This is a genomic window from Mycobacterium sp. 1245499.0 (genome assembly GCF_001673615.1).
Taxonomy (GTDB): domain Bacteria; phylum Actinomycetota; class Actinomycetes; order Mycobacteriales; family Mycobacteriaceae; genus Mycobacterium; species Mycobacterium europaeum_A.
The window spans coordinates 1-22866 of the sequence record NZ_LZMG01000266.1 but is presented as its reverse complement, the minus strand read 5'-3'; the positions used below and the strand labels follow the sequence as shown (position 1 = coordinate 22866).

At 67.8% G+C, this 22866-nt stretch carries 26 protein-coding genes; 16 read left to right on the top strand and 10 right to left on the bottom strand.

The window, feature by feature from the left end; translation table 11 throughout:
• The first annotated feature begins 22 nt into the window (after window positions 1–22).
• Entirely contained in the window at window positions 23–376 is a 354-nt protein-coding gene (locus A5646_RS15315; protein ID WP_067022426.1) for a VOC family protein, read from the top strand.
• Window positions 377–407: 31 nt separating this feature from the next.
• Here A5646_RS15315 and A5646_RS15310 read toward each other — a convergent pair whose 3' ends face one another.
• The gene (locus tag A5646_RS15310; protein ID WP_066861233.1) at window positions 408–674 is read right to left on the bottom strand and encodes a YdeI/OmpD-associated family protein; all 267 of its coding nucleotides are present in this window, start codon (window positions 672–674) and stop codon (window positions 408–410) included.
• Window positions 671–1564, bottom strand: a complete 894-nt coding sequence (locus A5646_RS15305) for a hypothetical protein (RefSeq protein WP_066876459.1) — start codon at window positions 1562–1564, stop codon at window positions 671–673. The genes A5646_RS15310 and A5646_RS15305 overlap by 4 nt, the downstream gene beginning before the upstream one ends.
• 81 nt (window positions 1565–1645) lie before the next feature.
• On the opposite strand from A5646_RS15305, the gene A5646_RS15300 reads away from it, so the two are divergent.
• Window positions 1646–2365, top strand: coding sequence for a CoA pyrophosphatase (locus A5646_RS15300; RefSeq protein WP_066861239.1), 720 nt, complete (start codon window positions 1646–1648; stop codon window positions 2363–2365).
• On the opposite strand, the gene A5646_RS15295 is transcribed toward A5646_RS15300, so the two are convergent.
• A complete protein-coding gene (locus A5646_RS15295) occupies window positions 2366–3436 on the bottom strand; it encodes an LLM class flavin-dependent oxidoreductase (protein WP_067022424.1) in 1071 nt (356 codons plus the stop codon).
• A gap of 234 nt (window positions 3437–3670) precedes the next feature.
• Entirely contained in the window at window positions 3671–4426 is a 756-nt protein-coding gene (locus A5646_RS15290; RefSeq protein ID WP_067022422.1) for a haloacid dehalogenase type II, read from the bottom strand.
• 91 nt (window positions 4427–4517) lie between these two features.
• Here A5646_RS15290 and A5646_RS15285 point away from each other — a divergent pair, with 91 nt between their 5' ends.
• Together A5646_RS15285 and A5646_RS15280 are read left to right on the top strand one after the other, a co-directional pair.
• Window positions 4518–5564: a ketopantoate reductase family protein gene (locus A5646_RS15285; RefSeq protein WP_067022420.1), complete on the top strand. Its 1047-nt coding sequence runs from the start codon at window positions 4518–4520 to the stop codon at window positions 5562–5564.
• A 95-nt stretch (window positions 5565–5659) separates the two neighbouring features.
• Window positions 5660–6550, top strand: a complete 891-nt coding sequence (locus A5646_RS15280) for an SAM-dependent methyltransferase (protein ID WP_067022418.1) — start codon at window positions 5660–5662, stop codon at window positions 6548–6550.
• A gap of 6 nt (window positions 6551–6556) precedes the next feature.
• Here A5646_RS15280 and A5646_RS15275 read toward each other — a convergent pair whose 3' ends face one another.
• Window positions 6557–7123 (bottom strand): PadR family transcriptional regulator, encoded by a 567-nt coding sequence (locus tag A5646_RS15275; RefSeq protein ID WP_067022415.1) that lies wholly within the window; start codon window positions 7121–7123, stop codon window positions 6557–6559.
• A gap of 123 nt (window positions 7124–7246) precedes the next feature.
• Here A5646_RS15275 and A5646_RS15270 point away from each other — a divergent pair, with 123 nt between their 5' ends.
• Together A5646_RS15270 and A5646_RS15265 are read left to right on the top strand one after the other, a co-directional pair.
• On the top strand, window positions 7247–7669 hold the full coding sequence (locus tag A5646_RS15270) for a nuclear transport factor 2 family protein (RefSeq protein WP_067022414.1): 423 nt from the start codon (window positions 7247–7249) through the stop codon (window positions 7667–7669).
• A gap of 10 nt (window positions 7670–7679) precedes the next feature.
• Entirely contained in the window at window positions 7680–8717 is a 1038-nt protein-coding gene (locus tag A5646_RS15265; RefSeq protein ID WP_067022513.1) for an LLM class F420-dependent oxidoreductase, read from the top strand.
• 23 nt (window positions 8718–8740) lie between these two features.
• Here A5646_RS15265 and A5646_RS15260 read toward each other — a convergent pair whose 3' ends face one another.
• Window positions 8741–9967, bottom strand: a complete 1227-nt coding sequence (locus tag A5646_RS15260) for an MFS transporter (RefSeq protein ID WP_067022412.1) — start codon at window positions 9965–9967, stop codon at window positions 8741–8743.
• Between the two features lie 235 nt (window positions 9968–10202).
• On the opposite strand from A5646_RS15260, the gene A5646_RS15255 reads away from it, so the two are divergent.
• From A5646_RS15255 to A5646_RS15210, 10 genes are all read left to right on the top strand, one after another.
• Window positions 10203–10484 carry a hypothetical protein gene (locus tag A5646_RS15255; RefSeq protein WP_066867409.1) on the top strand — a complete coding sequence of 94 codons (282 nt, stop codon included), beginning with the start codon at window positions 10203–10205 and terminating at the stop codon, window positions 10482–10484.
• Window positions 10485–10728: 244 nt separating this feature from the next.
• Complete coding sequence (locus A5646_RS15250; protein ID WP_082984757.1) at window positions 10729–11598, top strand: ABC transporter permease; 870 nt, start codon at window positions 10729–10731, stop codon at window positions 11596–11598.
• Window positions 11595–12422: an ABC transporter ATP-binding protein gene (locus A5646_RS15245; protein WP_067022410.1), complete on the top strand. Its 828-nt coding sequence runs from the start codon at window positions 11595–11597 to the stop codon at window positions 12420–12422. The genes A5646_RS15250 and A5646_RS15245 overlap by 4 nt, the downstream gene beginning before the upstream one ends.
• Window positions 12419–13243, top strand: coding sequence for an ABC transporter permease (locus tag A5646_RS15240; protein ID WP_067022408.1), 825 nt, complete (start codon window positions 12419–12421; stop codon window positions 13241–13243). The genes A5646_RS15245 and A5646_RS15240 overlap by 4 nt, the downstream gene beginning before the upstream one ends.
• The gene (locus A5646_RS15235; RefSeq protein ID WP_231998338.1) at window positions 13240–14028 is read left to right on the top strand and encodes an ABC transporter ATP-binding protein; all 789 of its coding nucleotides are present in this window, start codon (window positions 13240–13242) and stop codon (window positions 14026–14028) included. The genes A5646_RS15240 and A5646_RS15235 overlap by 4 nt, the downstream gene beginning before the upstream one ends.
• Window positions 14029–14083: 55 nt before the next feature.
• Entirely contained in the window at window positions 14084–15160 is a 1077-nt protein-coding gene (locus A5646_RS15230; RefSeq protein ID WP_231998337.1) for an ABC transporter substrate-binding protein, read from the top strand.
• Between the two features lie 95 nt (window positions 15161–15255).
• Window positions 15256–16041, top strand: a complete 786-nt coding sequence (locus A5646_RS15225) for an ABC transporter ATP-binding protein (protein ID WP_082984756.1) — start codon at window positions 15256–15258, stop codon at window positions 16039–16041.
• Window positions 16038–17006, top strand: coding sequence for an aliphatic sulfonate ABC transporter substrate-binding protein (locus tag A5646_RS15220; RefSeq protein WP_067022399.1), 969 nt, complete (start codon window positions 16038–16040; stop codon window positions 17004–17006). Before A5646_RS15225 ends, A5646_RS15220 begins: the two co-directional genes overlap by 4 nt.
• Before the next feature lie 71 nt (window positions 17007–17077).
• Window positions 17078–17779, top strand: a complete 702-nt coding sequence (locus A5646_RS15215; RefSeq protein ID WP_067022510.1) for an ABC transporter permease — start codon at window positions 17078–17080, stop codon at window positions 17777–17779.
• Between the two features lie 270 nt (window positions 17780–18049).
• Window positions 18050–19009 carry an alpha/beta fold hydrolase gene (locus tag A5646_RS15210; protein WP_197505206.1) on the top strand — a complete coding sequence of 320 codons (960 nt, stop codon included), beginning with the start codon at window positions 18050–18052 and terminating at the stop codon, window positions 19007–19009.
• A 4-nt stretch (window positions 19010–19013) separates the two neighbouring features.
• Here A5646_RS15210 and A5646_RS15205 read toward each other — a convergent pair whose 3' ends face one another.
• The 4 genes from A5646_RS15205 to A5646_RS15190 form a co-directional block, all read right to left on the bottom strand.
• Entirely contained in the window at window positions 19014–20231 is a 1218-nt protein-coding gene (locus A5646_RS15205; RefSeq protein WP_067022394.1) for a GNAT family N-acetyltransferase, read from the bottom strand.
• A gap of 28 nt (window positions 20232–20259) precedes the next feature.
• On the bottom strand, window positions 20260–20679 hold the full coding sequence (locus tag A5646_RS15200; RefSeq protein ID WP_067022392.1) for a hypothetical protein: 420 nt from the start codon (window positions 20677–20679) through the stop codon (window positions 20260–20262).
• Between the two features lie 61 nt (window positions 20680–20740).
• Complete coding sequence (locus A5646_RS15195) at window positions 20741–21952, bottom strand: acyl-CoA dehydrogenase family protein (RefSeq protein ID WP_066870083.1); 1212 nt, start codon at window positions 21950–21952, stop codon at window positions 20741–20743.
• Entirely contained in the window at window positions 21949–22590 is a 642-nt protein-coding gene (locus A5646_RS15190) for a TetR/AcrR family transcriptional regulator (RefSeq protein WP_066870086.1), read from the bottom strand. The genes A5646_RS15195 and A5646_RS15190 overlap by 4 nt, the downstream gene beginning before the upstream one ends.
• Window positions 22591–22866: the final 276 nt, after the last annotated feature.

The window sequence follows — 22866 nt, the reverse complement described above, 5'->3', positions numbered from 1 at the left end:
CGACCCGGACATAGGAGGCGCCGTGAGCGGGCACCAAGCGAAGATGATCATCTTGTCGACTGACGACCTCGACGCGTCGATTCGGTTCTACAGCGAAACCCTTGGCATGCCGCTGAAGTTTCGCGACGGCGCGCACTTCGCGGCCCTCGACGCGGGCCCGGTCACGCTGGCGCTGGCGACCGCGGTGGACCATCCCATCCCCGGGCAGGTCGTGGTCGGCATCAAGACCGCGGACGTCGACGCCGCGGCCAAGGCCGTCGAGGCCAGCGGTGGCGGCATCGTGCACGGCCCCTACGACGACGCCCACGAACGACGGGCCGTGGTCTATGACAACAAGGGCAACGGCCTGGTCTTCTACAAACCACTGACCAAGTAGCCGCGCTTTTGCCGAGAGTGCCTCTGCGGCACTACTTTCCGGTGCGTTCGCGGTGCTTGCAGCCCGGCCAGCAGCACGGCCGGCGCTTGCCCTCCTCCAGCTCCTCCTGGGTCCGGCGGATGCGGCGCTCCCGAGTTGCCTGCTGCTTGGCATCCTCGACCCAACAGATGAACTCGTTTCGGGCCAACGGCGTGATGTCGCGCCAGGCGCCAAGCGCGGTGGCGTTGCCGATCAACGCGTCGCGCAGATCCGCGGGCAATTTGTGCACCACCCCGCCGGGCACCCGCTGGCCGCTCATCGATCCGCCAAATGCGCGCTGTCATCGTTTAATTCGTCGCGGCGCAACGTCATCGGGGTGATGGCGGGAACGTCGCCGCCCGCGACCACGGCGCGGGTGATCGGGGTGAGCGCTGAGAACAGCGTCTCCACCTCGTCGTCGCTGAGCGGGTCGAGCGCGGACAGGGCCAGCGTGTCGGTCATCAATTCGATGTGGTCCTTCAGTTGACGCCCGGCCGGGGTCAGCGCTCCGCCGTCGTCGAGCAGCCCCCGCTCGGCGAGTCGTTGCTCGTGGTGACGCCAGGATGCCTCGTCGTAGTCACGGGTGCGGGCGAGGTAGTCGCGAGACACGTTGCCGGCCGCGGCATGTAGGACGTTCGATTCGCGCCCGGAGATGCCGGCCGCGGCGAGCACGGCCACGTGGGCGTCGCCGCGGTGCTCGCGCAACAGCGTGGTGGCGTGCCACAGCGCCGACAATGGATCGTCCGGCCAGGGCAATGCCAGATTCGCCGCGAACAGGGGACGCCCATCCAGGGGCGCGTGGCGGGCCGCCTTGCCCGCCAGTTCGGCTGCGACGCGGACCTTTTCGTCGGCGCCGAGTCCGTAGCGGCGTAACGCCGCCACCGCGGATTCGTGCCTGGCCTGCAACGCGGCCTGCGGGCCCGCGATCTCCCACGCCGCCGGCAGTGCCTTGGCGACCCGTTCGGGGGCGAAATTGTAGAAGATCGCCGTGACCAACTCCCGGGTCGCGGCGCCCAGCGGCGCCGAGCGGGCCGCGAAATAGCCCATCCAAAAACCCCGATAACCGAGCGCGTCCAACGCCGCCCGCGCTTCGGGCGCGAAATACGTCACCGCGTGCACCGGTTCGTAGCGATCGAAGAAGCGTCGGGCCAGCACCGGTTGTCTCCGCATGCTCGCAGTTAACCACTGGCGCCGGCCCCGACCAAGCACGGATCTGCGCGGCGTGAAAACGCCTCAGCCTAGGCTCGAGGCGTGACCATCCCCTACGACCGGCCCCTGCGCGAGCGGATCCGGAACAATCTGGCCGGCCATAGCCGCCGCGCGGTGACCGACCCGACGAAGCGGCACGCGGCCGTCGCGGTGGTGCTCGTCGACTCCGAGGTGGGGGAGGACCGGGTGGACCCGGTGGCGGTGGACGATTGGAATGCCGGTCGCCCGTTGCCCGCGGCCCACCTGGACGGCCGCATGGTCGATGTCTCCGGCGGCGCCGCTTTTCTGCTGTGCCGCAGGGCCTCTCGTCTCAGCACGCACGCGGCACAGTGGGCTCTGCCCGGCGGCCGCCTCGACCCTGGCGAGACCGTGGTCGACGCGGCGCTGCGCGAACTGCGCGAGGAGGTCGGCGTCGAGCTGTCCGATTCGACGGTCCTGGGCCTGCTCGACGACTACCCCACCCGATCCGGATACGTGATCACGCCGGTGGTGCTCTGGGGAGGCGGGCGGCTCGAGCTACATCCCGCACCCGACGAGGTGGTGGCGGTCTACCGGGTGGGGTTGCACCAACTGCAGCGCGACGACTCGCCGCGGTTCATCACCATCCCGGAGAGCCCACGGCCGGTCGTGCAGATCCCGCTGGGCAACGACCTCATCCACGCACCGACGGGCGCCGTGCTGCTGCAGCTGCGGTGGCTGGGCCTGGAGGGGCGGGGTGATCCGGTCGACGGGTTGGAACAACCGGTGTTTGCGTGGAAGTAGTTACAGCGCAACCTCTTCGAGAGGCGCCTGGGCGATGAGCGGCCGGCTCGGGATGCTCTCGCGGAGAACGGGGGCCACTTCGGACTGGAACAGCTCGAGGCTGCGGCGCTGTTGGTCGCGCGTCACCCCGTCGGCATCGGCGGACAGATGCATCACCTCGTGCCCGAGTTCCCGGTGGTAGCGCCCGACCTTGTCGATCACCTGCGCGGGACTGCCCACCAACGCCGAGCTTCGCTCGACGAAGTCTTCGATCGACTCGAACACCACGGGAAGGCCGGTGCGGCGCGCGAACGCCAGACGCGCCTCGAACATCGGCCGGTAGGTCGCCACGGCGTCCTGTGAGTTCCGGGTGATGTAGAACCCGGCGGTTCCCGCGCCGACGAGGGCGTCCTCGGGCCGGTGGCCGTAGAACTCCCACCGCTGCCGGTAGTGACGAACCAGCTCGGCGTACGGCTCGATGGGATTGCTGACATTGGCGGAGAAGATCGGATCGCCGTGGCGCGCCGCGAGATCGACGGAATCCTTGCTCGTCGCGCTGCCGTGCCAGATCCGGATGCGGCGCTGCAACGGGCGGGGAAGTGCCTTGGCGTTGACGAGTGGCGGACGGAACCGCCCTGACCACGTCACGTTCTCACTGTCCCACAGCAGGCGAAACAGCTCGTAGCCTTCGCGATTGCGGTCCCACTGATCCTCGGGGGTCACGTGGAACAGTTCGGCCTGCGCCGCTCCGTTGCCCTTTCCGATGATCAGTTCGAGCCGCCCACCGGACAGATTGTCCAGCGTCGAGTAATCCTCGAAGGCGCGCACCGGATCAAGCAGGCTCAGCGTGGTAACCCCGGTGAACAAGGCGATCTTCGAGGTGCGCGCCGCGATGTTGCTGAGCACCACCGGTGGGGAGGACGAGATGAACGGGTCTTCGTGACGCTCACCGACAGCGAAGCCGTCGAACCCGAGTTCCTCGGCGAGCACGGCTTTGTCGAGGACATCACGCAGCCGATCGGCCGGGCTCGACTTCAGCCCGGAGACCGGGTCCGGAACATGGGTGATGAGTGTGATCAGCAGAAATCTCACGTCCGGCCCTCTCGGAATCCTCAGCGCCCAACCGCGATCGACTCGGCCGATGACCGGCCGCGCCGGCGCGCGGGTCTCGCCACCACGGGGTAAACGCCGTCGCGGAGCCTCCCATTCCCGAACGCAGCGGCGGCCCGTTACGCCGCCCGGCGCCTGCGCCCGCTACGGCCTCGGGTGTGATGCGGTAGCGGCCGCATCGGCGCAGTCGGATCGAAACCATGCGGCGGCGCCGCATTATCGTGGATCCGGCGCACCGAACAGCGAGCCGGCCAATTCGCCCAGCGACGTGCCCGAGACGTCCCACGCGCCGGTGGACTCGACCGGTGATTCCCGCCCCGGGCCGTATTCGTCGGGCCGCGCGACGTAACCGGTCGCCAGGCCGGCGTTTTGGGCGGCGTCCAGGTCGGAGGGGTGCGCCGCGATGAGCATCACCTCACCCGGTTCCAGGCCAAGGAAACGTGCGGGAGTGTGGTAGGCGCGCGGGTCGGGCTTGTAGGCCTTTTCGACATCGGAACCGAGCACGACGTCCCACGGCAGGCCGGCGTACTTGGCCATCTCGACCAGCAGCCCGGTGTTGCCGTTGGACAGCGGCCCGACGATCACGTGTCGCTTCATGGCCGCGATACCGTCGACGCTGTCCGGCCACGGCGGCAGCCAGCGCCACGAGCGGGCGAGTGCGTCGACCTCGTCGCCGGGCAGCCCGCCGACAGCGACGCCGAACTGCTCGAGCGATGCGAGGAGGTTCTCTCGATGCAGGATATCCAGTGACACGAATTCCCGGCGGCCCGAACGGATTTCGGCCATCGAGGGCAGGTATCGGCTCCGCCAGTCGATTGCGAACGCGTCCGGGTCGAGGCTGACGTCGTGGCGTCGGGCGAATTGTCGTACCGTGGCGGTGATTCCGGATCGCCAATCGACGACTGTTCCGAAGGTATCGAAGAAAACGGCGCGTACGGCCCGGCCGGTCGAGGGCGAGCGGTATTCGGTCATTCCTCAGGCTAGCGCCGCGGCCGGCGGCGCAGCCGCGCACCGGCACGTAATCTCGCCGTGGAGGATGGCGACTTCAGGAGGGGGCGGGGCGATGGCGGAGCGGGACGATCGCCGATACGTGATCATCGGTGCCGGAGCCATCGGCGGCACGCTGGGCGGATTGCTGGCGAGGGCAGAAACTTCCACCGTCTTGGTTGCCCGCGGCCGGCATGCCGAGGTGCTGGCGGCCGATGGCTTGACGCTGCGGACGCCGGACGGCACGTGGCGCACACCGGTCACCGTCGCGTCGCGGCCCGACCAGGTGCAACTGACCGAGCGCGACGTGCTGGTCTTCACGACGAAAACCCAGCAACTCGACGCGGCCTTGCAGGAGTGGGTCGACCGCCCGGTGCGCGGAACGCGGGGCACCGCAGGCGAATTGCTGCCGGCGATGACCGCGCTCAACGGTGTTGCCGCCGAGGAGAAGGCGCTGCGCTACTTTGCTCGCGTGTTCGGCGTCTGTGTGTGGTTGCCTGCCGTGCACGTCGAACCCGGGGAGGTGATCGTGCGGTCGTGGCCGGTGGCCGGCCAGTTTCACATCGCACGGTGGCCCGCGGGAGCGGGCGAGGCGGCCGATGCCGACCTGCTGACCGGCCTCGCCGAGGCCTGGAGCGAGGCGGGCATCCGCACCCGAATCACACCCGACGTCGCCCCGTGGAAGTACAACAAGTTGCTGAGCAACCTCGGAAACGGGGTGGGGGCGCTGACCGCCGGCGCGACCGACGCCGGCGAGATACTCGACGCGCTGCGGGCCGAGGGTGAAAATGTCTTGTGCTCTGCGGGAATCGAATTCGTGCCGTTCGAAACGTCGCGGGCGGTGCGAGCGGACGGTCCGGTCATCCGCCCCGTCCCCGGATGGGACGGTGGGCCGAGCAACTCGACCTGGCAGTCGTTCAGCCGTAACACCGGCAACGTCGAGACGGATTTCTTCAACGGCGAGATCGCCCGGATCGCGCACCGGCACGGCACCAGGGCCCCGCTGAATGCCGCCGTAGCCCGCGCGGTGCGCATGGCGGTGCGCGATGGCGCGGGTCCGGGGTGCTACTCCGTCTCGCAGTTGAGCGAACTGCTCGGGGCAGCGGCGGGCGCCTCGTCGTAGGACCGATCGGGGCACTCAACCGGCCGGCGTACGATATCGTTAGTTGTGCGAACGAATCGTGCCGCGCCTGGTTGATGACTTGATGGGAGGCTGTTGTGGCCCGAAGTGCCGGCGATACCTGGGACATCGTGACGAGTGTCGGCTTCACCGCGTTGGCCGTGTGCGCGGCGCGTGCCCTCGACGCCGGGCTGCGGCCGCCGCTGGCGAACGACGACTTCGCCGCCGGCTTCGTGGCCGCCGCCGGTGAGCCGAACCTTATTGCGGCAGTGGACAAGACGGACATGACCAGCGCGGCGGCCTTCAATGCACAGTGGGTGGGGGTGCGCACGCGATTCTTCGACGAGTTTTTCGCCGAGGCCAGTCGGTCCGGCACCCGCCAGGCCGTCATACTGGCCGCCGGGTTGGATTCTCGCGCCTACCGGCTGCAGTGGCCCGCCGGCCATACGGTGTACGAAGTCGATCAGCCGCGGGTGCTCGAATTCAAACAGCGGGTCCTCGACCAGCGGGGGGCCGTCCCGTCGACGCGGCGCGTCACCGTCGCCACCGATCTGCGTGACGATTGGGCGGGTGAGCTGATTGCGGCCGGCTTCGACCCCGGCCAACCGACGGCGTGGGCGCTCGAGGGGTTGCTGCCCTATCTGCCCGGGGCCGCGCAGGACGCGCTCTTCGACAAGCTGCACGAGTTGTCGGCCGCCGGTAGCCACCTAGCCGCCGAGCTCGGGCCGGCCCCCGGCGAAGTGCAGGAATTCGCCGACAACGTCCCCACCATCAGCCAGGACACCGACCACCCGCCGGTCGCCGAGCTGTGGTACGACGATCCGCGCACCGACACCAAAGCGTTTCTTGCCCAACATCATTGGCGGGTCACCGGCGTGGACCTGGTCGACAAGGCCGCCACCGAATACGGACGGCCCTTCCAGGATCTGCCGGTAGTGTTCGATCGGTTGCTGCGCACCAAGTTCTTCACCGCGGTCCGCGAACGCTGAGCCGCATCACCGGCGAGTGGCCGGCACGCGGCGGTCGAGAATGCTCAGCGCGCGTTCGGCCCACCGAATGTTCTCCTGTTCGAACGAGATTCCCCGGCTCAGCGTCAAATAGGGGCCAATTCGTTCGGTTCGGGCCAGGTATTCCTCTTCGCTGTGGCCGTCCAGCATGCGCGCCCGCAAACGTTCGTAACGTTGCACTTTGGCGCTCGCCCAGTGCAGCCGGTCGCGGATGAACTCGCGGACGGCCTCGATGTCACCGGCGTCGGCGGCTTGAACCTTGACCAGTAGCTCGTCACGGATCACCGAAGGTTTCGGCGCCTTGGTCGTGAACTGGCGGATCGCGTCCCGGCCGGCTTCGGTCAGGGAGAACATGCGCTTGTTGGGCCGGCGTTCTTGCTGCACGAGCCGGGCCTGGATGAGCCCTTGCTCAGCGAGCCGGTCGAGTTCGCGATACAGCTGCTGCGGGGTCGCCGGCCAGAAGTTTGCGACGGAAGCATCGAAGTCTTTGGCCAGGTCGTATCCGGACGATTCGCCCTCGAGAAGGGCGGCCAACACCGCGTCACGCAGCGACATCGGTCGATGCTACAACGACGCGACTACTCAACAAAGTGACTAATCGCACTCTGGACATCGCGCGGCGGGCGCCCTAGCGTCGATCCCGCACGTACTCAACTAGTTGACTATGCGAGGTCGCTCATGCACCCGTTCCGCAAAGCCGTCGAAGAGCGCGGCGAGGAGGCCATCCGGGCGATGCTCGCCGACACCGTGGTCTTCACCAGCCCGGTGGCGTTCAAGCCCTACGTCGGCAAGCCGATCACCGCCGCCATCCTGCGCGGGGTGTTGCGGATCTTCGAGGACTTCCGCTACGTCCGCGAGATTCACGACCCCGGCGGGCGCGACCACGCTTTCGTGTTCGAGACCGGCATAGCCGGGGCTCCCGGGGTGAAGATCACCGGATGCGACTTCCTGCACTTCGACGACGACGGACGCATCGACGACTTCATGGTGATGGTGCGCCCGCTGTCGGGCGCGACGGCCTTGTCCGAGGCGATGGGCGCCCAATTCGGTCGCATCCAGCAGGAGGCGCTGGAATTGGCCAATCAATCCGGCACCGCGTAGAAGTATGACCATGCGGATTGGACTGAGCATCAACTATGCGGGCGGATTCAAGGACGTCGCCGCCGAGGTGGCCGACCTGGAACGCGCCGGGCTGGACATTGTCTTTGTGCCCGAGGCATATTCGTTCGATGCGGTGAGCGCGCTGGGTTACCTGGCCGCCAGCACCGAACGGGTCGGGCTGGCCTCGGGCATCCTGCAGCTCTACACCCGAACCCCGACCCTCACCGCGATGACCGCCGCCGGCCTGGACTACGTCTCCGACGGGCGTTTCACCCTGGGCCTGGGCGCTTCCGGTCCGCAGGTCATCGAGGGATTTCACGGTGTTCCCTACGACGCCCCGATCGGCCGGACTCGCGAAGTCATCGAGATCTGCCGGCAGGTGTGGCGACGCGAGACCGTGCAACACCAGGGCAAGCACTACACGATCCCGCTGCCCGCCGACCAGGGCACCGGCCTCGGCAAACCGCTCAAGCTGATCAATTCCCCTGTCCGGGAGCGTATTCCGATACTGGTGGCCGCGCTGGGACCCAAGAACGTCGAACTGGCCGCCGAGATCGCCGAGGGCTGGCAACCGATCTTCTATCTGCCCGAAAAGGCGCAGGACGTGTGGGGGGACTCCCTGGCCGCCGGCCGGGCCAAGCGCGACCCCGAGCTTGGTGACCTCGACATCTACGCCGGTCCCGTCCTGGCCATCGGCGAAAACGTCGAGCCGCTAAGGGAATTCGTCAAACCGCACCTGGCCCTCTACATCGGCGGGATGGGAGCCAAGGGCAAGAACTTCTATCACGCCCTGGCCACCAAATACGGCTACGGCCCGCAGGCCGACCGGATCCAGGAGCTTTACCTGGCCGGCGACAAGGACGGCGCCGCCAAGGTGGTGCCCGACGATCTGGTGCGCGACGTCAACCTGATCGGCACCCGCGAATTCGTCAAGGAGCGGCTGGCGGCGTTCCGTGAGGCGGGGGTCACCACCCTCAACGTGGCGCCCATCGCGTCGACCACGGCGGAGCGAATCAAGCTGATCGAGACGCTGCGCCAACTGGTTTGATCGCCGGCGCGGGCCGCGAGGAATCAGTCCTGGCGGTGGCTGTCTCGGCGTAACCGCACCGCCCGGGCGACCGCCGTTACGGTGGCCAGCACGGCCATCACGGACAGGATCACCACCGAAACCGCCGAGCCGACGGTGGCCAGGATCAGCGGCAGGGCAAAGCCGACGTACGTGACGACGTAGAACACTCCGGTCAGAGCCCCGCGCAGGCGTGGCGGCGCGGCGGCCTCGAGGTCGATCAGGCCTTCACGCAGGCACAGGCCCGAGGCGCAGCCGAGAACCACAAACAGCGGGAGACCCAACGTCGGGGTCAGCGCCGGGGGCGCCAGTGCGGCTACCGTGTAGCCGAGCGCCGCCAGCACCGCACCGACGGTGCCAGACTGCGGACCCCACCGAAGCGCGCGGGCCAGAACCTGTACGACGCCGCTGACACCGTTGACGATCAGGGTGGCCGTGCCGGCCGCCAGGGGAGCCGCGAGCGCGGTGTGCAGCCGGGTGGGGATGGTGACGAATCCCAGTGTCGCCGAGGCGTACACCCATGGCGCCAGCGGTATGGCCCAACTCAGGGCCCGGCTGACTCCCCGCGCGGCCGGGGCGGCCGGGGCTACCCGCCCCGAGTCGTACCCGGCGGCCGGGCGCGCCTCCTCGGCGCGGCGGGCCGCACCGATGACGGCGCACGTTGCCAGCACCACGATGGCAGCGGCGACGGCGAACGACACCCGGATGCCGGATCGTCCGGCCCACGCGATGAACCCACCGACGAACGGTCCGACGGCGAAACCCGCCGTGAGTACCGCCCCGGCGGTCGCGGCGCCGGCGGGGCCGCGCAGATCCGAGGCCCACGCGGTGCACGAACTGATCGCGAGGCCCACACCGATCCCGACGATCAGGCGACCCAGCAGCAGCGCGCCCGCGTGCTGGGACAGCAGCATGACCGCCGTTCCCGTCAGCGCGGCCACCGATCCGGTCAGCGCCACCGGCCGGCGCCCGAGCGTGTCCGACGCGCGCCCGCCCACGAGCAACCCGGGAAGCAATCCCAGCGCGTAGATGCCGAAGATCCCGTCGAGGGTGGTCGTGCTGAGGTGGGCCCGGTCGCTGATCACCGGCATCAGCCCGACGAAGTGGTTGGCGACCCATCCCGTTGCCAGCAGCAGCGCCAGCACGCTGACGAACAGCGCCCCCGTACCCGCCGCCTCGCGCCCGGCTCCGGTGACGCCGCCGCGGCCGCTGCGCACATTCGACGAGGTCACTGAGCTTCCTCCCCTTTCAGACCTGATGCGCATACGCGGCCGACCGCCGATGGTAGAACGCGAGGTCACCCGGGCGGTTATTCCCACTGCGCGCAACCGGACGCGGCGGCGCCGCGATGTGGCCGCTGCCACGCCGTCCCTGCAAACACGGCGGTCATCGGTCCGGGCCGCCATTCGGGGTTTGAAATCAGGCGATTTGGTGTACTGATACCACTACTCGCACCCAGGAAGGCAAATGATGAAGTATATTGCGGCAGCTGCGATCGCGATCTCCGTCCTGCTGTCCAGCGCGTGTTCGGCCTCTCAGGTCATCAACACCGGCGGGGACACCAAGTGCAAGGACTTCACCACGCAGGACGAGAAGAAGCAGAACGACGAAGTGAGCAAGATGCTCAAAGACAAGAGCGGTAACGACCCGACCAATGTGGAGATTTCCGCCACGCGCCTGTCGGTGACGACCTACTGCCAGACGCTCGGCAAGCCGGACACCAAGATCTCCGAGGCGCCGCACGGCTGACGCCAGCTGACCACGGCACACAGCCGGTTCCCGCTCGCTCGGGAGCCGGCTGTCTGCGTTCCGGGGGCATCGGGCACCGCCGCCGCGCCGACGCAGTTCGGGTCAAGGCGATCCATATTCTTGCACCAGGGCATCGGTGCGGAAATGATGACACCGATTTGTCCCAGCATGCCGCTGCGGCCTGACCGAGTCGCTCGCTGACGACTCGCGCCGCGGGGCCGCCGTCCTCCTAGAAAGGTAGCTCGTGAGCGCCCTTTCTACCGAGCCGATTCCCCTGACGGTCCCGCACGGCACCGTGGCCGCGCCGCGGCCCGGCCGCCGCCGGATCCTGTCGCCCACATTGCCGTTGGCATTGCTCGGCTTCGTCCTGTTCCTCGGCGGCTGGTATCTGAGCGTCGACGTGCTGGCGCTGCCGCGATTTCGCGGCCTTCCCGGTCCGACCGAGGTGATCCGGGAGTGGCTCAGCCCGAACCCGGCCTACGGCACATCCATTTTCACGGCGTCGTATTACGAGCACATCTGGGCGAGCGTTCGGCGCGTAGCCCTGGCCTTCGCGGCGGCGCTGGTCACCGGAATCCCGCTCGGCCTGCTGCTGGGGTGGTCATCGCGATTTCGTCAGTACACCTTTCCCATCTTCGAGTTGATCCGACCCATCCCCATCCTCGCGTGGGTTCCCTTGGCAATGCTGATGTTTCACAGCAGGGAGGGCTCGGTCATTTTCCTGACGTACCTGGCAGCGTTCTACGCGGTCACGTTGAACACGTTGCTCGGGGTCCAGTCGATCGACCAGAACCTGATTCGGGCGGCGCAGTGTCTGGGCGCCGGCCCGCGCGAGGTGCTGCGCACCGTGGTGATTCCGGGATCGCTGCCCTACATCTTCACCGGCCTGCAGATCGGCATGGGCGTCGCATGGTTCTCGTTGGTCGCGGGGGAGATGATCGCCGGCCAGTTCGGCCTCGGTTATCTGATCAACGCCTCGTACACGACCACCCGCTACCCGACGATCGTGATCGCGATGATCACCCTCGGTGTGATCGGTTTCGCCAGCAGCGCTTTGATCCGACTGCTCGGTGACCGGCTGATGGCCTACCGGGCCCGGAGCATCGGGTCATGAGCGGGGGAAACCTCGTCCTGAGCGGTGTCGGCAAGGCGTACCGGACGACGGGCACCCCGGTGGTGGCGGTGGAGGATTTCAGCCTCGACATCGCCGCGGGCGAACTGCACGTCATCGTCGGACCGTCGGGATGCGGAAAGAGCACGCTGCTGGGAGCCGTCGCCGGATTCACCGACATCACCTCGGGCCGAATCCAACTGGACGGCGAATTGCTCTGCGGCCCAGGTCGTCCCACCGCGACGATCGGCCCGGACCGGGTAGTGGTCTTCCAGGACAGCACCTTGTTCCCGTGGTTCACGGTCGCCGAGAACGTGAGCTACGGCCTGGTGGCCCAGCGGCGACTGAGCCGCCGGGACGCGGCCGAGATCGCCGTCGAGCGCCTGCACAACGTCGGCCTGGGCGAGGTGGCGCGCAGTTACCCGGGCGAACTGTCCAGCGGCGTGCAACGCCGCGTCGAGATTCTGCGCGCGCTGGTCATGGAGCCGACCGTGCTGCTGCTCGATGAGCCGTTTCGGGGGATGGACGCGATCTCGCGCTCCGCGATGCACGATGCGCTGCTGCAGATCTACGACAAGTCCGCCGTCACAGTGCTTTTCATCACCCACGACATCGAGGAAGCCGTCTACCTGGGCAGTCGTGTCACCGTGATGACGACCCGGCCCGGCCGGGCCAAGACCACGATCGAGGTCGACCTCGACCGCCCGCGCGACCGCGACCTGATCACCGCACCCTACTTTCGTGAACTCGTCGGCGAGGTCTCCGAGGCGGTTCGCGACGAAGCCAAGCGTGCCTTCGACGCGGGCGAGCGGGAGATGGCGCAGTGACGACGCTGTTCCGGCGCGCCGACCACGCGGACGCATCGGCGCTGAGGCGCGGCGCGATCGGCATCGTCGTCTTCGCCGCCGGCTGGGAGCTGGCCACCCGGCTCGGCAACTGGATCGGTGTCAGCGTGCCCGTGGTGGGGCAGCTACCGGCGCCCTCCGCGGTGATCGTCGACTTCCTGAAACTCCTTGCCAGGCCGGGCTATTGGAACAGCTGGTCGCTGTCGTTTCAGCGAGTGCTGGCCGGCTTCGCCGTGGCGCTACTGGTGGGCGGCACGCTAGGCCTGCTGATGGCGACCCGTCCCTGGTTCAAACGCGTGGTGTTCCCGGTATTCGAATCGCTGCGGCCGGTACCGCCATTGGCGTGGGTGCCGATCGCGATCATCTTCTGGCCGACTCAGGAGCTGTCCATCACCTTCGTGACCTTCCTGGGTGCACTCTTTCCGATCGTGCTCAACACGGTCGGCGGTGCCGAACAAATCGACCGCAGGCACGTGCTGGCCGCGCGGTCGATGGGCGCAAGCCGCTCATACGTCTTTCGACGGGTGCTGCTGCCCGCGCTGCTGCCGTCATTGGTCACCGGGGCGGCCGTCGGCATGGGCATCACGTGGGAGGTGGTGGTGGCCGCCGAGCTCATTTCCGGCGGCGGCCAGCAGTCCGGTGACGGCGGGCTGGGCTTTCTGGTGTGGAACGCCTACGAGGGCAACAACTTACCGCGGGTCGTCGTGGCGATGATCAGCCTGGGCATCGCGGGCTACCTGTCGAGCGGCCTCGTGCGCGCGCTGGGAAACCGCCTCATGCCATGGCGGCGCGTGGCGGCATGACCGGAAACCGGACCGGCGCGGTCCTTTTCGATCGCGTGTCCTTCCACGTCCGTAAGGGACGGGAGGACGTCCACGTCGTCGACGACTGCTCGCTGCGCATCGAACCCGGCGAGATCGTCGCGATGATCGGACCCTCGGGCGGTGGCAAGACGACCATCGGATACCTGCTGGCTGGTTATCACCGGCCCAGCAGCGGCCTGATCGCCGTCGACGGCAAAGAGGCCCGCGGACCCTCAGCCGACCGCCTGCTGCTGTTTCAAGAGAACGCGCTGATGCCGTGGCTGACGACCGCCGAAAACGTCATGTTCGGACCGCGTGCGCGCGGCGCGGACAGGGTGGCGGCGCGGCAGCGCGCGGATGCCGTCCTGGCTCGGGTGGGACTCGCCGAATTCGCCAACCGTTATCCCGCAGAGCTTTCCGGCGGCATGCGGCGCCGCGCCGAGTTGGCTCGCGCGCTGATCAACGAGCCCGCGGTGCTGATCCTCGACGAGCCCTTCCGGGGACTCGACGCGATGACCCGCGAGCTGATGCAGGAGTACACGGCCGAACTCCTTGCCGAGCAAGGCCGGACGGTCCTGTTCATCACCACGGATCTCGACGAGGCGCTGCTGCTTGCGGACCGGCTGCTGGTGATGACGGGGCGTCCCGCCCGGGTGCGCGAGGAGTTCGCCATCGAGCTGGCCCGCCCCCGCCAGCGGATCGATCTACTGAACGACGACCGCCTGCAAGACATCAAACACCGTGCCATGGAGCTGTTGCGAGCCCCGACAGCTGCGCACCGCTGACGACAGAAAGACGCCGATGCGACTGAAACACACCCTCGCCGTTGCCCTGATAACGATGCAGACCGCCGTCGGCTGCGCGGCTGTCGGCAATATCGGCGGCAAAGACATCGTCTCTGGCGGCGGGGCGGTGCACCTCACCGTCGGCTACCAGCCGTATTACACCGAGGCGTGGTCGGGTGTCGTCATGCGGGGCAAGGAATTCTGGAAGAAGTACCTGCCGAGCGGCTCGACGGTGGACTTCCAGGTCGGCCTGCAGGGCTCGATCGTGGTGAGCCAGCTGCTGGCCGGCAAACAGCAGATCGGCTACGTGGGCGACATGCCGTCCATCGTCGGGGTGAGCAAGCGCAGCACCCGAGACTTGCGAATCGTTGCCACACTGGGGCTTTCAGAAGACCAATGCGGCGTGTTCCTGGTGCGGCCCGACGCGCCCAACTTCGCCAACCAACGCGACGCGCTGGCCTGGTTCAACGGCAAGACCGTCGCCACGCCACAGGGCAGCTGCACCGACCGTATCGCCCAGGCCAGCTTCGATGCCCTGGGCATCAAACCGGCCGCCTATCTCAACCAGAGCATCGAGGTGATCACGTCGAGCTTCCAGAACCACACCATCGACGCCGCCATCGTCTGGGAGCCGGTGCCGTCGAAACTGATCAACGCCGGACTGGCCAAACGCGTTGCGAGCGGCGCGCTTACCGGCCAGCACGACGGCGGATTCCTGGTAATGGACAAGGAGTTCACCGACAGGCATCCCGACATCGCCAAGAGCTGGCTGAAGGCGGAACTCGACGCCCAGCGTTACCTCGCCGATCCGGCCAATGCCGACGAGATCGTGCGCCTCGCCCAGAGCCAAACGGAGGGCTATTCCGCGGCCGACCTGCGCGACTCGCTCTACCGCAAATGGCCCGCCGACCAAGGCGGCAGCACCGAGGGCATCCGGCTGCGCCTTCCGTTCGCGCCCACCGGTGAGAGCGCCGACCTGATCAAGACGGCTACCGACTTCCTCTACCGCATCAAGGCGATACCGGCGGCCACGCTGCCCGACGGTGCGGTCCAGCCGGATACCGCCACCGCGGTGCTGCGCGACGCCGGGCTCAATCCGGCCGTCGGCGCGGGATTCGTTCGGGCGCAATAGGCCACATTCGAATCATGATCAATGCAAACCTGGCGGCCGGCCGGGGACGTCCCTAGGCTGCCCGGGTGACGACGAGCAATCCGGCACCGGCGCGTGTGTCACTTCGCGGCGTCAACCGCACGTTCGGCACGCACACCGTGCTGCACGACGTCGACGTCGAAATCGAACCGGGCGAGGTCGTCGCCTTGCTGGGGGCGTCGGGCAGCGGCAAATCGACGCTGCTGCGACTGATCGCCGGCCTGGACCTGCCCACCGCCGGACGGATCGAGATCGACGGCGAATCCGTCCGGGGGATCGACCCGCGCTGCGCCGTGGTGTTCCAGGAACCCCGCCTGCTGCCCTGGCGGTCGCTGTCGGCCAACGTCGAGTTCGGCCTGACGCCGGGTGCTGGGCGGTCGAAAGGCCTTGCCGCAGTGCAGCACTGGCTGGACGTCGTCGGCCTGACCAAGTTTCGCGATCACTACCCGCGGCAGGTGTCCGGCGGTATGGCGCAACGCGCTGGCCTGGCCCGGGCTCTGGCCCGGCGCCCCAGCGTCCTGCTGCTCGACGAGCCGCTGGCCGCCCTCGATGCGTTGACCCGCCTGCGCATGCAGGACCTCCTGGACACGGTGCAACAAGAGGCCGGCACCACCACGGTGCTGGTGACGCACGACGTGGACGAGGCGGTGATTCTCGCCGACCGGGTTCTGATCCTGCGCGCCGATGCGACCGGCGGCGCCGGGATCGTCGCGGAATTCGACATCCCGATTCCCAAACCACGCGACCGCGGCTACCCGCGCATCACCGCGCTGCGTGATCAGCTACTGGACGAACTCGGCGTGCCCCGACGCAGTGGTGCAACCGCGTCGTCCGCGATCGATGAGGAGGCGAAAACGTCGTGAAACGGCGGTATCTGACGACGATGGCGATGGCGGCCGTAACAGTTGCCGCGGCGTCGGCCTGCGGTTCGAGCAATGGCACGGCGACGGCGAAGGACCTGCACCTGGACTACGCCTACTACAACCCGCTGAGCCTGGTCATCCGCGATCAGCACCTGCTCGAAAAGCAGGGTTATAACGTCACCTGGGTGTTGTCGCAGGGCAGTAACAAGGCCAACGAGGGGCTACGGTCGAAGGCCCTGGACTTCGGCTCCACCGGCGGTTCGCCCGCCCTGTTGGCGCGGGCCAATGGCACACCGATCAAGACCGTCGACGTGTACGCCAAAGGGGAGTGGACGGCGCTCGTTGTCGCCAAGAACTCACCCATCAACTCCGTGGCCGACCTGAAGGGCAAGAAGGTCGCGGTCACGAAGGGGACCGACCCGTACTTCTTCCTGTTGCAATCGCTTGCCACGGCGGGGCTTTCGCCCGCCGACATCGAGGTCGTCAACCTGCAGCATGCCGACGGCAAAACCGCTCTGGAGCGCGGCGACGTCGACGCGTGGTCCGGATTGGACCCGTTCATGGCCGAGACGATTCAGCAGCAGGGTTCCCGCATCATCTACCGCAACCCCGATTTCAACTCCGGCGGTGTCTTGAACGTGCGTGAGGACTTCGTCTCGGTGCATCCCGATTCCGTCCAGTTGGTGGTCAATACCTACGAGGAGGCCCGCAAGTGGGCGACGAAGCACCCGGCCGAGCTGGCGGCATTGCTGGCCTCGCAGGCGAAAGTACCGCTGAGCGTGGCGCAAGAGGAGCTGGGCCGAACGGCGTTGGACATCTCGCCGGTGCCGGACGATTCGCTGCGCGCGGTGCTGACCAGGGTGGTGCCGCTGGCCGTGGCGGACGGCGACATCAAATCCGAGGACGCCGGCCGCAGCGCACTGAACACACTGTTCGAGCCGAAGTTCGCCCAGCAGGCGCACTGACGCCGAAGGCCGGGCGGCTGGCGAAATTGCCGGTGGCGCTGGTCGGCCTGATCGTTCCGGTATTGCTGCTGGTGATCTGGCAGCTTGCCACGGCGGTCACCGGGTTCTTCGCTCCCAGCCAGCTGCCGCCTCCCGGCGACGTGGTGTCCGCACTCGGTGGGTTGCTTCGGCACGGCGAGCTATGGACCCATCTGGAGGCCAGCGGTTCGCGGGTGCTGATCGGCTACCTGGCCGGGGCCGGCGTGGCGCTCGCGTTGGGCTCACTGGTGGGGTTGTCGGTCACCGTGCGCAGGCTGCTGGCGCCCACGCTGGCCGCCTTCCGGACCGTGCCGTCCTTGGCGTGGGTGCCGTTGCTGCTCTTGTGGTTTGGCATCGACGAGACGCCGAAAATCCTGATGGTCGCCATCGGTGCATTCTTTCCGGTGTATACGACGACGGCATCGGCGCTCGCCCACATCGACCCCCACCTGCTGGAGGTCGGGCGAGCCTACGGGCGCCACGGTGCCTCGCTGTTGACGGCGGTGATGCTGCCCGCCGCGGCCCCCGAGCTGGTGAACGGACTGCGGCTGGGGTTGGCCAACGCGTGGCTGTTCGTGGTCGCAGCCGAACTGATCGCGTCCTCGAAGGGACTCGGGTTCCTGCTCATCGACAGCCAGAACACCGGCCGCACCGACGTCATGCTGCTGGCCATCGTGCTGTTGGCCGGCCTGGGCAAGCTCACCGACGGCGCCTTGGGCGCGGTGGAGACCCGGATCGTGCGGCGACGCGGGTAGTCCGCGTCAGCAGTGAGCAGTAAGGCAACACCCAAAAGGGTACGGGCGCTTGCGTTGTCGAGCCCACCCGTCATCAGCGGTCCTCCGGCGAGGATCAGGATGCCCGGCGAGTGAAACGCCCGCTGCATCAGGTGAGCCCGCGGGGAATAGACCGATGTAGTTGCGCGCGTAGCTATAGCCGGGCTCGAAGCCGGTGCGCCGGCCGCGTTCGCTCGTTGCATCCTGGTGGCCATGCTTCACGTGGGGCCGGCTTACCCGCACAATAGCGCGATGCGTGCGATGCGAGAGGTCCGAAGAATCAATGCGGGTGTTCGCCGATGCCTGCTGACCCTCGCGTTGCTGATCGCGCTGGCGGGGTGCGGCGACGCGGCGGAGCGCGGCGCACCCCGATCTGGCGGTGATTTCGCGGGCCCGGTCGAGATCGGCAATGGGCGGCACCTCTATCTCACGTGCCGCGGAAAAGGCGGCCCGACAATAATTTTGGAGTCCGGCTATCACAACTCATCGGATCCGTGGAGTAACTCCGACGCCACCGCACCGGCCATCGGCCCGGCCGTATTGACGGCCCTGGCCGCTGATCACCGAGTCTGCGCCTACGACCGGCCCGGCACGCTGCGTTATCCCGATCCGCCCAGCATCACCGACCGCAGCTCACCGGTTCCGATGCCGCGCACCGCGCGGGACGTGGTCCAAGATCTGCATGCGTTACTGGCCGCCGCCCACCTTCCGGGCCCGTACGTTCTGGTCGGTCACTCGCTCGGCGGGCTGTTCATCCGGTTGTATGCCCAGACGTACCCGGCTCAGGTGCGGGCCCTGGCGTTCGTCGACGCGTTCCCGGTCGAGATACCGAGTCTGCTCGGACCGGACTGGCCGACGTATCGCCAAGCGTTGGACCAGCCGTTGCCCCAGTTCGCGAATTCGCCGACGTTCGAGGAGATCGACATCGACAAGAGCGTCGAACAAGTCGGCGCGGCCCCGGCTTTCCCGCCGGTCCCGACCGTCGTGCTGACAAGGACCGAGCCGTTCGCGATCCCGGGCACCGTTGCACCCGAGGAGGGCGCGAAGCTGGAACAGGCGTGGCGAGACGCCTCCGCGGATCTGATCGCGCTGCGGCCCCAGACCCCGCACCTGATCGCCACCGGCAGTGACCACTTCATCCAGGTTCACCAGCCCGATGTGGTCGCGGCCGGGATACGCCTGGCGGTGCAGCGGTCGGACCCGAACCGCTGACCGGTCAGAAGAACGTCCCGGCGTGCGGTGCCTCGGGGACCGCGAACAGCCGATCGGCCACATCCAGCGCCACCGGATCGTCGGCGCGGGCCAGGCCGGCTTCGGCGAGGCTGCGCCAGGTTGTGCCACCGAGCAGCGCGGCGCCCAGTCCCTCGATCCCGACGCGGACGTCGGCGCCGCGCGTCGTCGGTTCGGCGCCGTCACCGGTGATGCTGAAGTTCGCCGAATTATCCGGCAGCAGTGGGTCATTCACCGCGATCGTCACGATTCCGTCGCCGACATAGGAGCGTGCCGCCAGCGCACGCTGCGCGTCGATGACCCGCAGCCATGTTTCGTCGTGCACCGCGGTGACCTTCACCGCCCGGCGGTCGAGGAACAGCCAGGGCAGCGTGTCGTCGAGGGGAAGCATCCAAAACAGCACGCGGTCAACCAGATCCAGGCCTAGCAGGAAACGCAGCAACCCGAGATACGCGTCGGCGGTGGGTGCGAAGAAGTCTTCGACCACCACGGTGCGCTGCTCGCTGACGAACCAATTCTCGGTATTGATCGGCCGGTAGCGGACGAAACCCGATTCGGCGCCCCGGTCGCCGTGCACCGCGACATACCAGGCCCCCGAAGACGATTCGGTGCGAAGCCGGGCGCTTTCCCACCACACGCCGGGACGGTCGATGGTGCCGGGCCGCGACGGTCGATTGGTGTCGTAGATGCGGGGCAGGAGTTCCCAGACCTCGGCGGCGTCCAGCAGGCGCACCGGACCGCCCGACCCGACTTCGGGCCGAAACGCCGCCCGCGCGGTCGTGATTTCCACGCTCTGAAAGGAACTGGCCACCCCGTAGCCGTACCGGCCATAGATGGTGGCCTCCGAGGCCCGCAACGATGCGACCACCTCGCCGCGCGTGGCGACGTCGTGCAGCTGGTGGCCGACCAATGCGGTGGCGATGCCGCGCCGGGTGAAGGACGGCAGCACGCCGATGTGGGTCACGGCGGCGTGGTTCACCCTGGCCCCGCCGGGAAGGGTCAGCGTGCTCGTCACGGCGTCCGCGGTCCCGACGAGTTGTCCGTCGACGAACGCGCCGATGGTGCGGCCGGGGTCGAGCAGCTTGGTGATCTGGCCGGGCGGCAGGTTCGACAGCGGCGGCAGACCCACCATCGCGGTGCGAAACAATCTGGCCGCGGCGACGAGGTCGTCCTCGGTGTCGAGAACCCGGATCTCGGTGCTCATTCGGTCATCATGTGTATGGCGCACAAGGTCACCCGACGGGTGCGATCCCCGCGTTGGAGATCGTGAAGCCGCGGCCCGAGGACACCGTGCAGGTGACTCCGTCGGGCTTGGAGGTGCAACTGAACGGACCCACTCCGGCGGTGTGGTCGTAGGCCAGAACCGGCGTGCCGATGCCGGCGTTGCCCAGACACGACATGCCCGTGCAGTTCGTCACCGCGCCGGTGGTGGACAGGCGCACGGACGCGGGCGGCTCGTTCGTTTGGCAGTAGGCCTCGTCGGGGATGCCGGGATCGCGCTGGTAGTCGATCTCGCAACTGATGTTGCGGGACGGGGACAAAAACGCACACGTCGACGCCGTGCACGCGGGGTTGTCCGCGGTCGCCCGGGGCGCGCCGACACAGCAGCCAACCAGGACGATCCCGAGTGCCGCGATGACCGCACGCTTCACGTCAGCTCCTAACGGTTGGTGTGCCGCAGAAGCTATCAGACGCCGCCGCGCCGCAGGGCCGCTAGCGGATAGGCAGCCCGGTCAGCGCCCGCGAGATCACCAGACGCTGGATCTCGCTGGTGCCTTCGAAGATGGTGAAGATCTTCGCGTCGCGGTGCATCCGCTCCACCGGGTAGTCGCGGGTGTATCCGTTGCCGCCCAAGATCTGGATGGCCTCGTCGGTGACGTAGACCGCGGCCTCGCTCGCGACAAGCTTGGCCATCGAACCCTCGGCCGAGTCGAAGTTCTGGTTGTTGCGCGCCATCCAGCCGGCCCGCCACACCAGCAGCCGGGCCGCGTCGATGCGGCTCTTCATATCCGCGAGCTTGAACGCCACGGCCTGGAATTCGCCGATCTTGCGACCGAATTGCTCGCGCTGACTGGCGTATTCGAGGGCATACTCGTAGGCGGCCCGTGCTACGCCGACGGCCATCGCTCCGACCGTGGGCCGGGTGCGCTCGAAGGTCTTCATCGCCGCCTGGCCACCCGTGGAGGCACCCGACTTGACCCGGGCGATCCGGGCCTCGAATTTCTCCCGGCCGCCCAGGATGGCGTCCTCGGGCAGGCGGACGTTGTCGAGGACCACCTCGGCGGTGTGCGATGCGCGGATCCCGTGCTTTTTGAACTTCTGGCCTTGCGCCAAACCTTTGGTGTCCGGACCGATTACGAAGCTGGCCTGGCCGCGGGTGCCGAGCTCGGGATAGACCGAGGCCACCACGATGTGCACGTTGGCGATGCCACCGTTGGTGGCCCAGGTCTTGGTGCCGTTGAGCACCCACTCATTGGCCGCCTCGTCGTAGCGCGCCCGGGTGCGGATGCCGCCGACGTCGGACCCCGCGTCGGGCTCCGACGAGCAGAAGGCTCCCAGCTTGGGTTCGTCCGCGGTGCCGAACATTTCGGGCAGCCAGCGGCCCAGCTGCTCGGGGGTGCCGTTGCCGGCCAGCGCCGCCGCGGCCAGCCCGGTGCCCATGATGGACAGCGCAATCCCGGCGTCACCCCAGAACATCTCCTCGAACGCGGTCAGCATCCCCAGCCCGGTCTCTTCGGCGGCCTGCTGCGCGAAGAAGTCGGGGGAGTAGAGCCCCACCTTCGCGGCCTCCTGAATCACCGGCCACGGCGTTTCCTCCCGTTCGTCCCATTCGGCCGCGGCCGGACGGATGATGTCGGCCGCGAACTTGTGCACCCAGTCGCGCACTTCGATCACGTCGTCGGACAGTTGCATGGAGAATGTCACAGCTGTGCTCCTGAATCATTGGTGTTCAAGGGTTTTCGGGGGTTTGTGTACTGGGCGAGGACGCTGACCGTTTGGTTGACCCACGCCTCGAAGTAGCGTTCTTCGTCGGTGTTGCCCGGCAGGCGACCGGTCAGCGCTTGCAGCGTCGCCGCGTAGGACAGCGAGCCGATGGCGACGGCCGCGGCCGCTTCGGGGTCGGGAATGCTGGTGCGGCCGGACCGATTCGACGCGGCCAGCTCGTCGGCGAAGCGTTGGTAGGCGTTGTCGGTGATCACCTGCCACGTCTTCTCATCGAGATCGCCGAGCTCGTCGGGCTCGCGCAGCATGACCTTGAGCAGGTCCTCGCTCTGCTTGAGGTTGCTCCAGATGAGCTGGCCGGCGATGCGCACCGCCCGCTCGACGCTGCCCGGTTGCCCCGCGTCGTATTGCTCGCGCGCGGCCACGATGCTGTCGATCCGGTGCGCGACCGCGGCCTCGAGGAGTTCGCGCTTGGAGCCGAAGTGCTTGTAGAGGGCCCCGGACCCCGGCGCCAGGCCGGATTCCCGCTGAATGTCGGCCACCGACGTCGCCGCATAGCCCTTGGCGGCAAAAAGCCGCAGGGCCGCGGACAGCAGCCGGTCACGTCCGGACGCGAGCATGGTGAGAGAGTACTCACTCACCCTGGTCAGGGCAAAATCCGCCCGGTTTTGGCACGTGACGAGGGAGCGCGCGATGCGGTTAGCGTTAAATTCTTGCGAAACGCCACTGCGCTTGATCGCGCCGAACCGGTACTGCTGTGAGGGTTGTACTCAAGGTTTGTCGAGAAGGATTGGCGAACCCACCGAAGGAGCCTGACATTCGCGTCCTACCGCGTGTACAGCTGCCGATGCGGGTGCTGTCGCTGCGCACCATCGTCATCGTCGCCGCCATATCGG

Bases quoted from the DNA above. Each gene is read 5' to 3' on its own strand.
- A5646_RS15230 (WP_231998337.1), top strand. From the start codon at position 14,084: ATGCAGACCGCCGTCGGCTGCGCGGCTGTCGGCAATATCGGCGGCAAA.
- A5646_RS15235 (WP_231998338.1), top strand. From the start codon at position 13,240: ATGACCGGAAACCGGACCGGCGCGGTCCTTTTCGATCGCGTGTCCTTC.
- A5646_RS15190 (WP_066870086.1), bottom strand. From the start codon at position 22,590: ATGCTCGCGTCCGGACGTGACCGGCTGCTGTCCGCGGCCCTGCGGCTT.
- A5646_RS15205 (WP_067022394.1), bottom strand. From the start codon at position 20,231: ATGAGCACCGAGATCCGGGTTCTCGACACCGAGGACGACCTCGTCGCC.
- A5646_RS15210 (WP_197505206.1), top strand. From the start codon at position 18,050: ATGCGTGCGATGCGAGAGGTCCGAAGAATCAATGCGGGTGTTCGCCGA.
- A5646_RS15255 (WP_066867409.1), top strand. From the start codon at position 10,203: ATGATGAAGTATATTGCGGCAGCTGCGATCGCGATCTCCGTCCTGCTG.
- A5646_RS15245 (WP_067022410.1), top strand. From the start codon at position 11,595: ATGAGCGGGGGAAACCTCGTCCTGAGCGGTGTCGGCAAGGCGTACCGG.
- A5646_RS15305 (WP_066876459.1), bottom strand. From the start codon at position 1,564: ATGCGGAGACAACCGGTGCTGGCCCGACGCTTCTTCGATCGCTACGAA.
- A5646_RS15265 (WP_067022513.1), top strand. From the start codon at position 7,680: ATGCGGATTGGACTGAGCATCAACTATGCGGGCGGATTCAAGGACGTC.
- A5646_RS15310 (WP_066861233.1), bottom strand. From the start codon at position 674: ATGAGCGGCCAGCGGGTGCCCGGCGGGGTGGTGCACAAATTGCCCGCG.
- A5646_RS15290 (WP_067022422.1), bottom strand. From the start codon at position 4,426: ATGACCGAATACCGCTCGCCCTCGACCGGCCGGGCCGTACGCGCCGTT.
- A5646_RS15270 (WP_067022414.1), top strand. From the start codon at position 7,247: ATGCACCCGTTCCGCAAAGCCGTCGAAGAGCGCGGCGAGGAGGCCATC.
- A5646_RS15285 (WP_067022420.1), top strand. From the start codon at position 4,518: ATGGCGGAGCGGGACGATCGCCGATACGTGATCATCGGTGCCGGAGCC.
- A5646_RS15275 (WP_067022415.1), bottom strand. From the start codon at position 7,123: ATGTCGCTGCGTGACGCGGTGTTGGCCGCCCTTCTCGAGGGCGAATCG.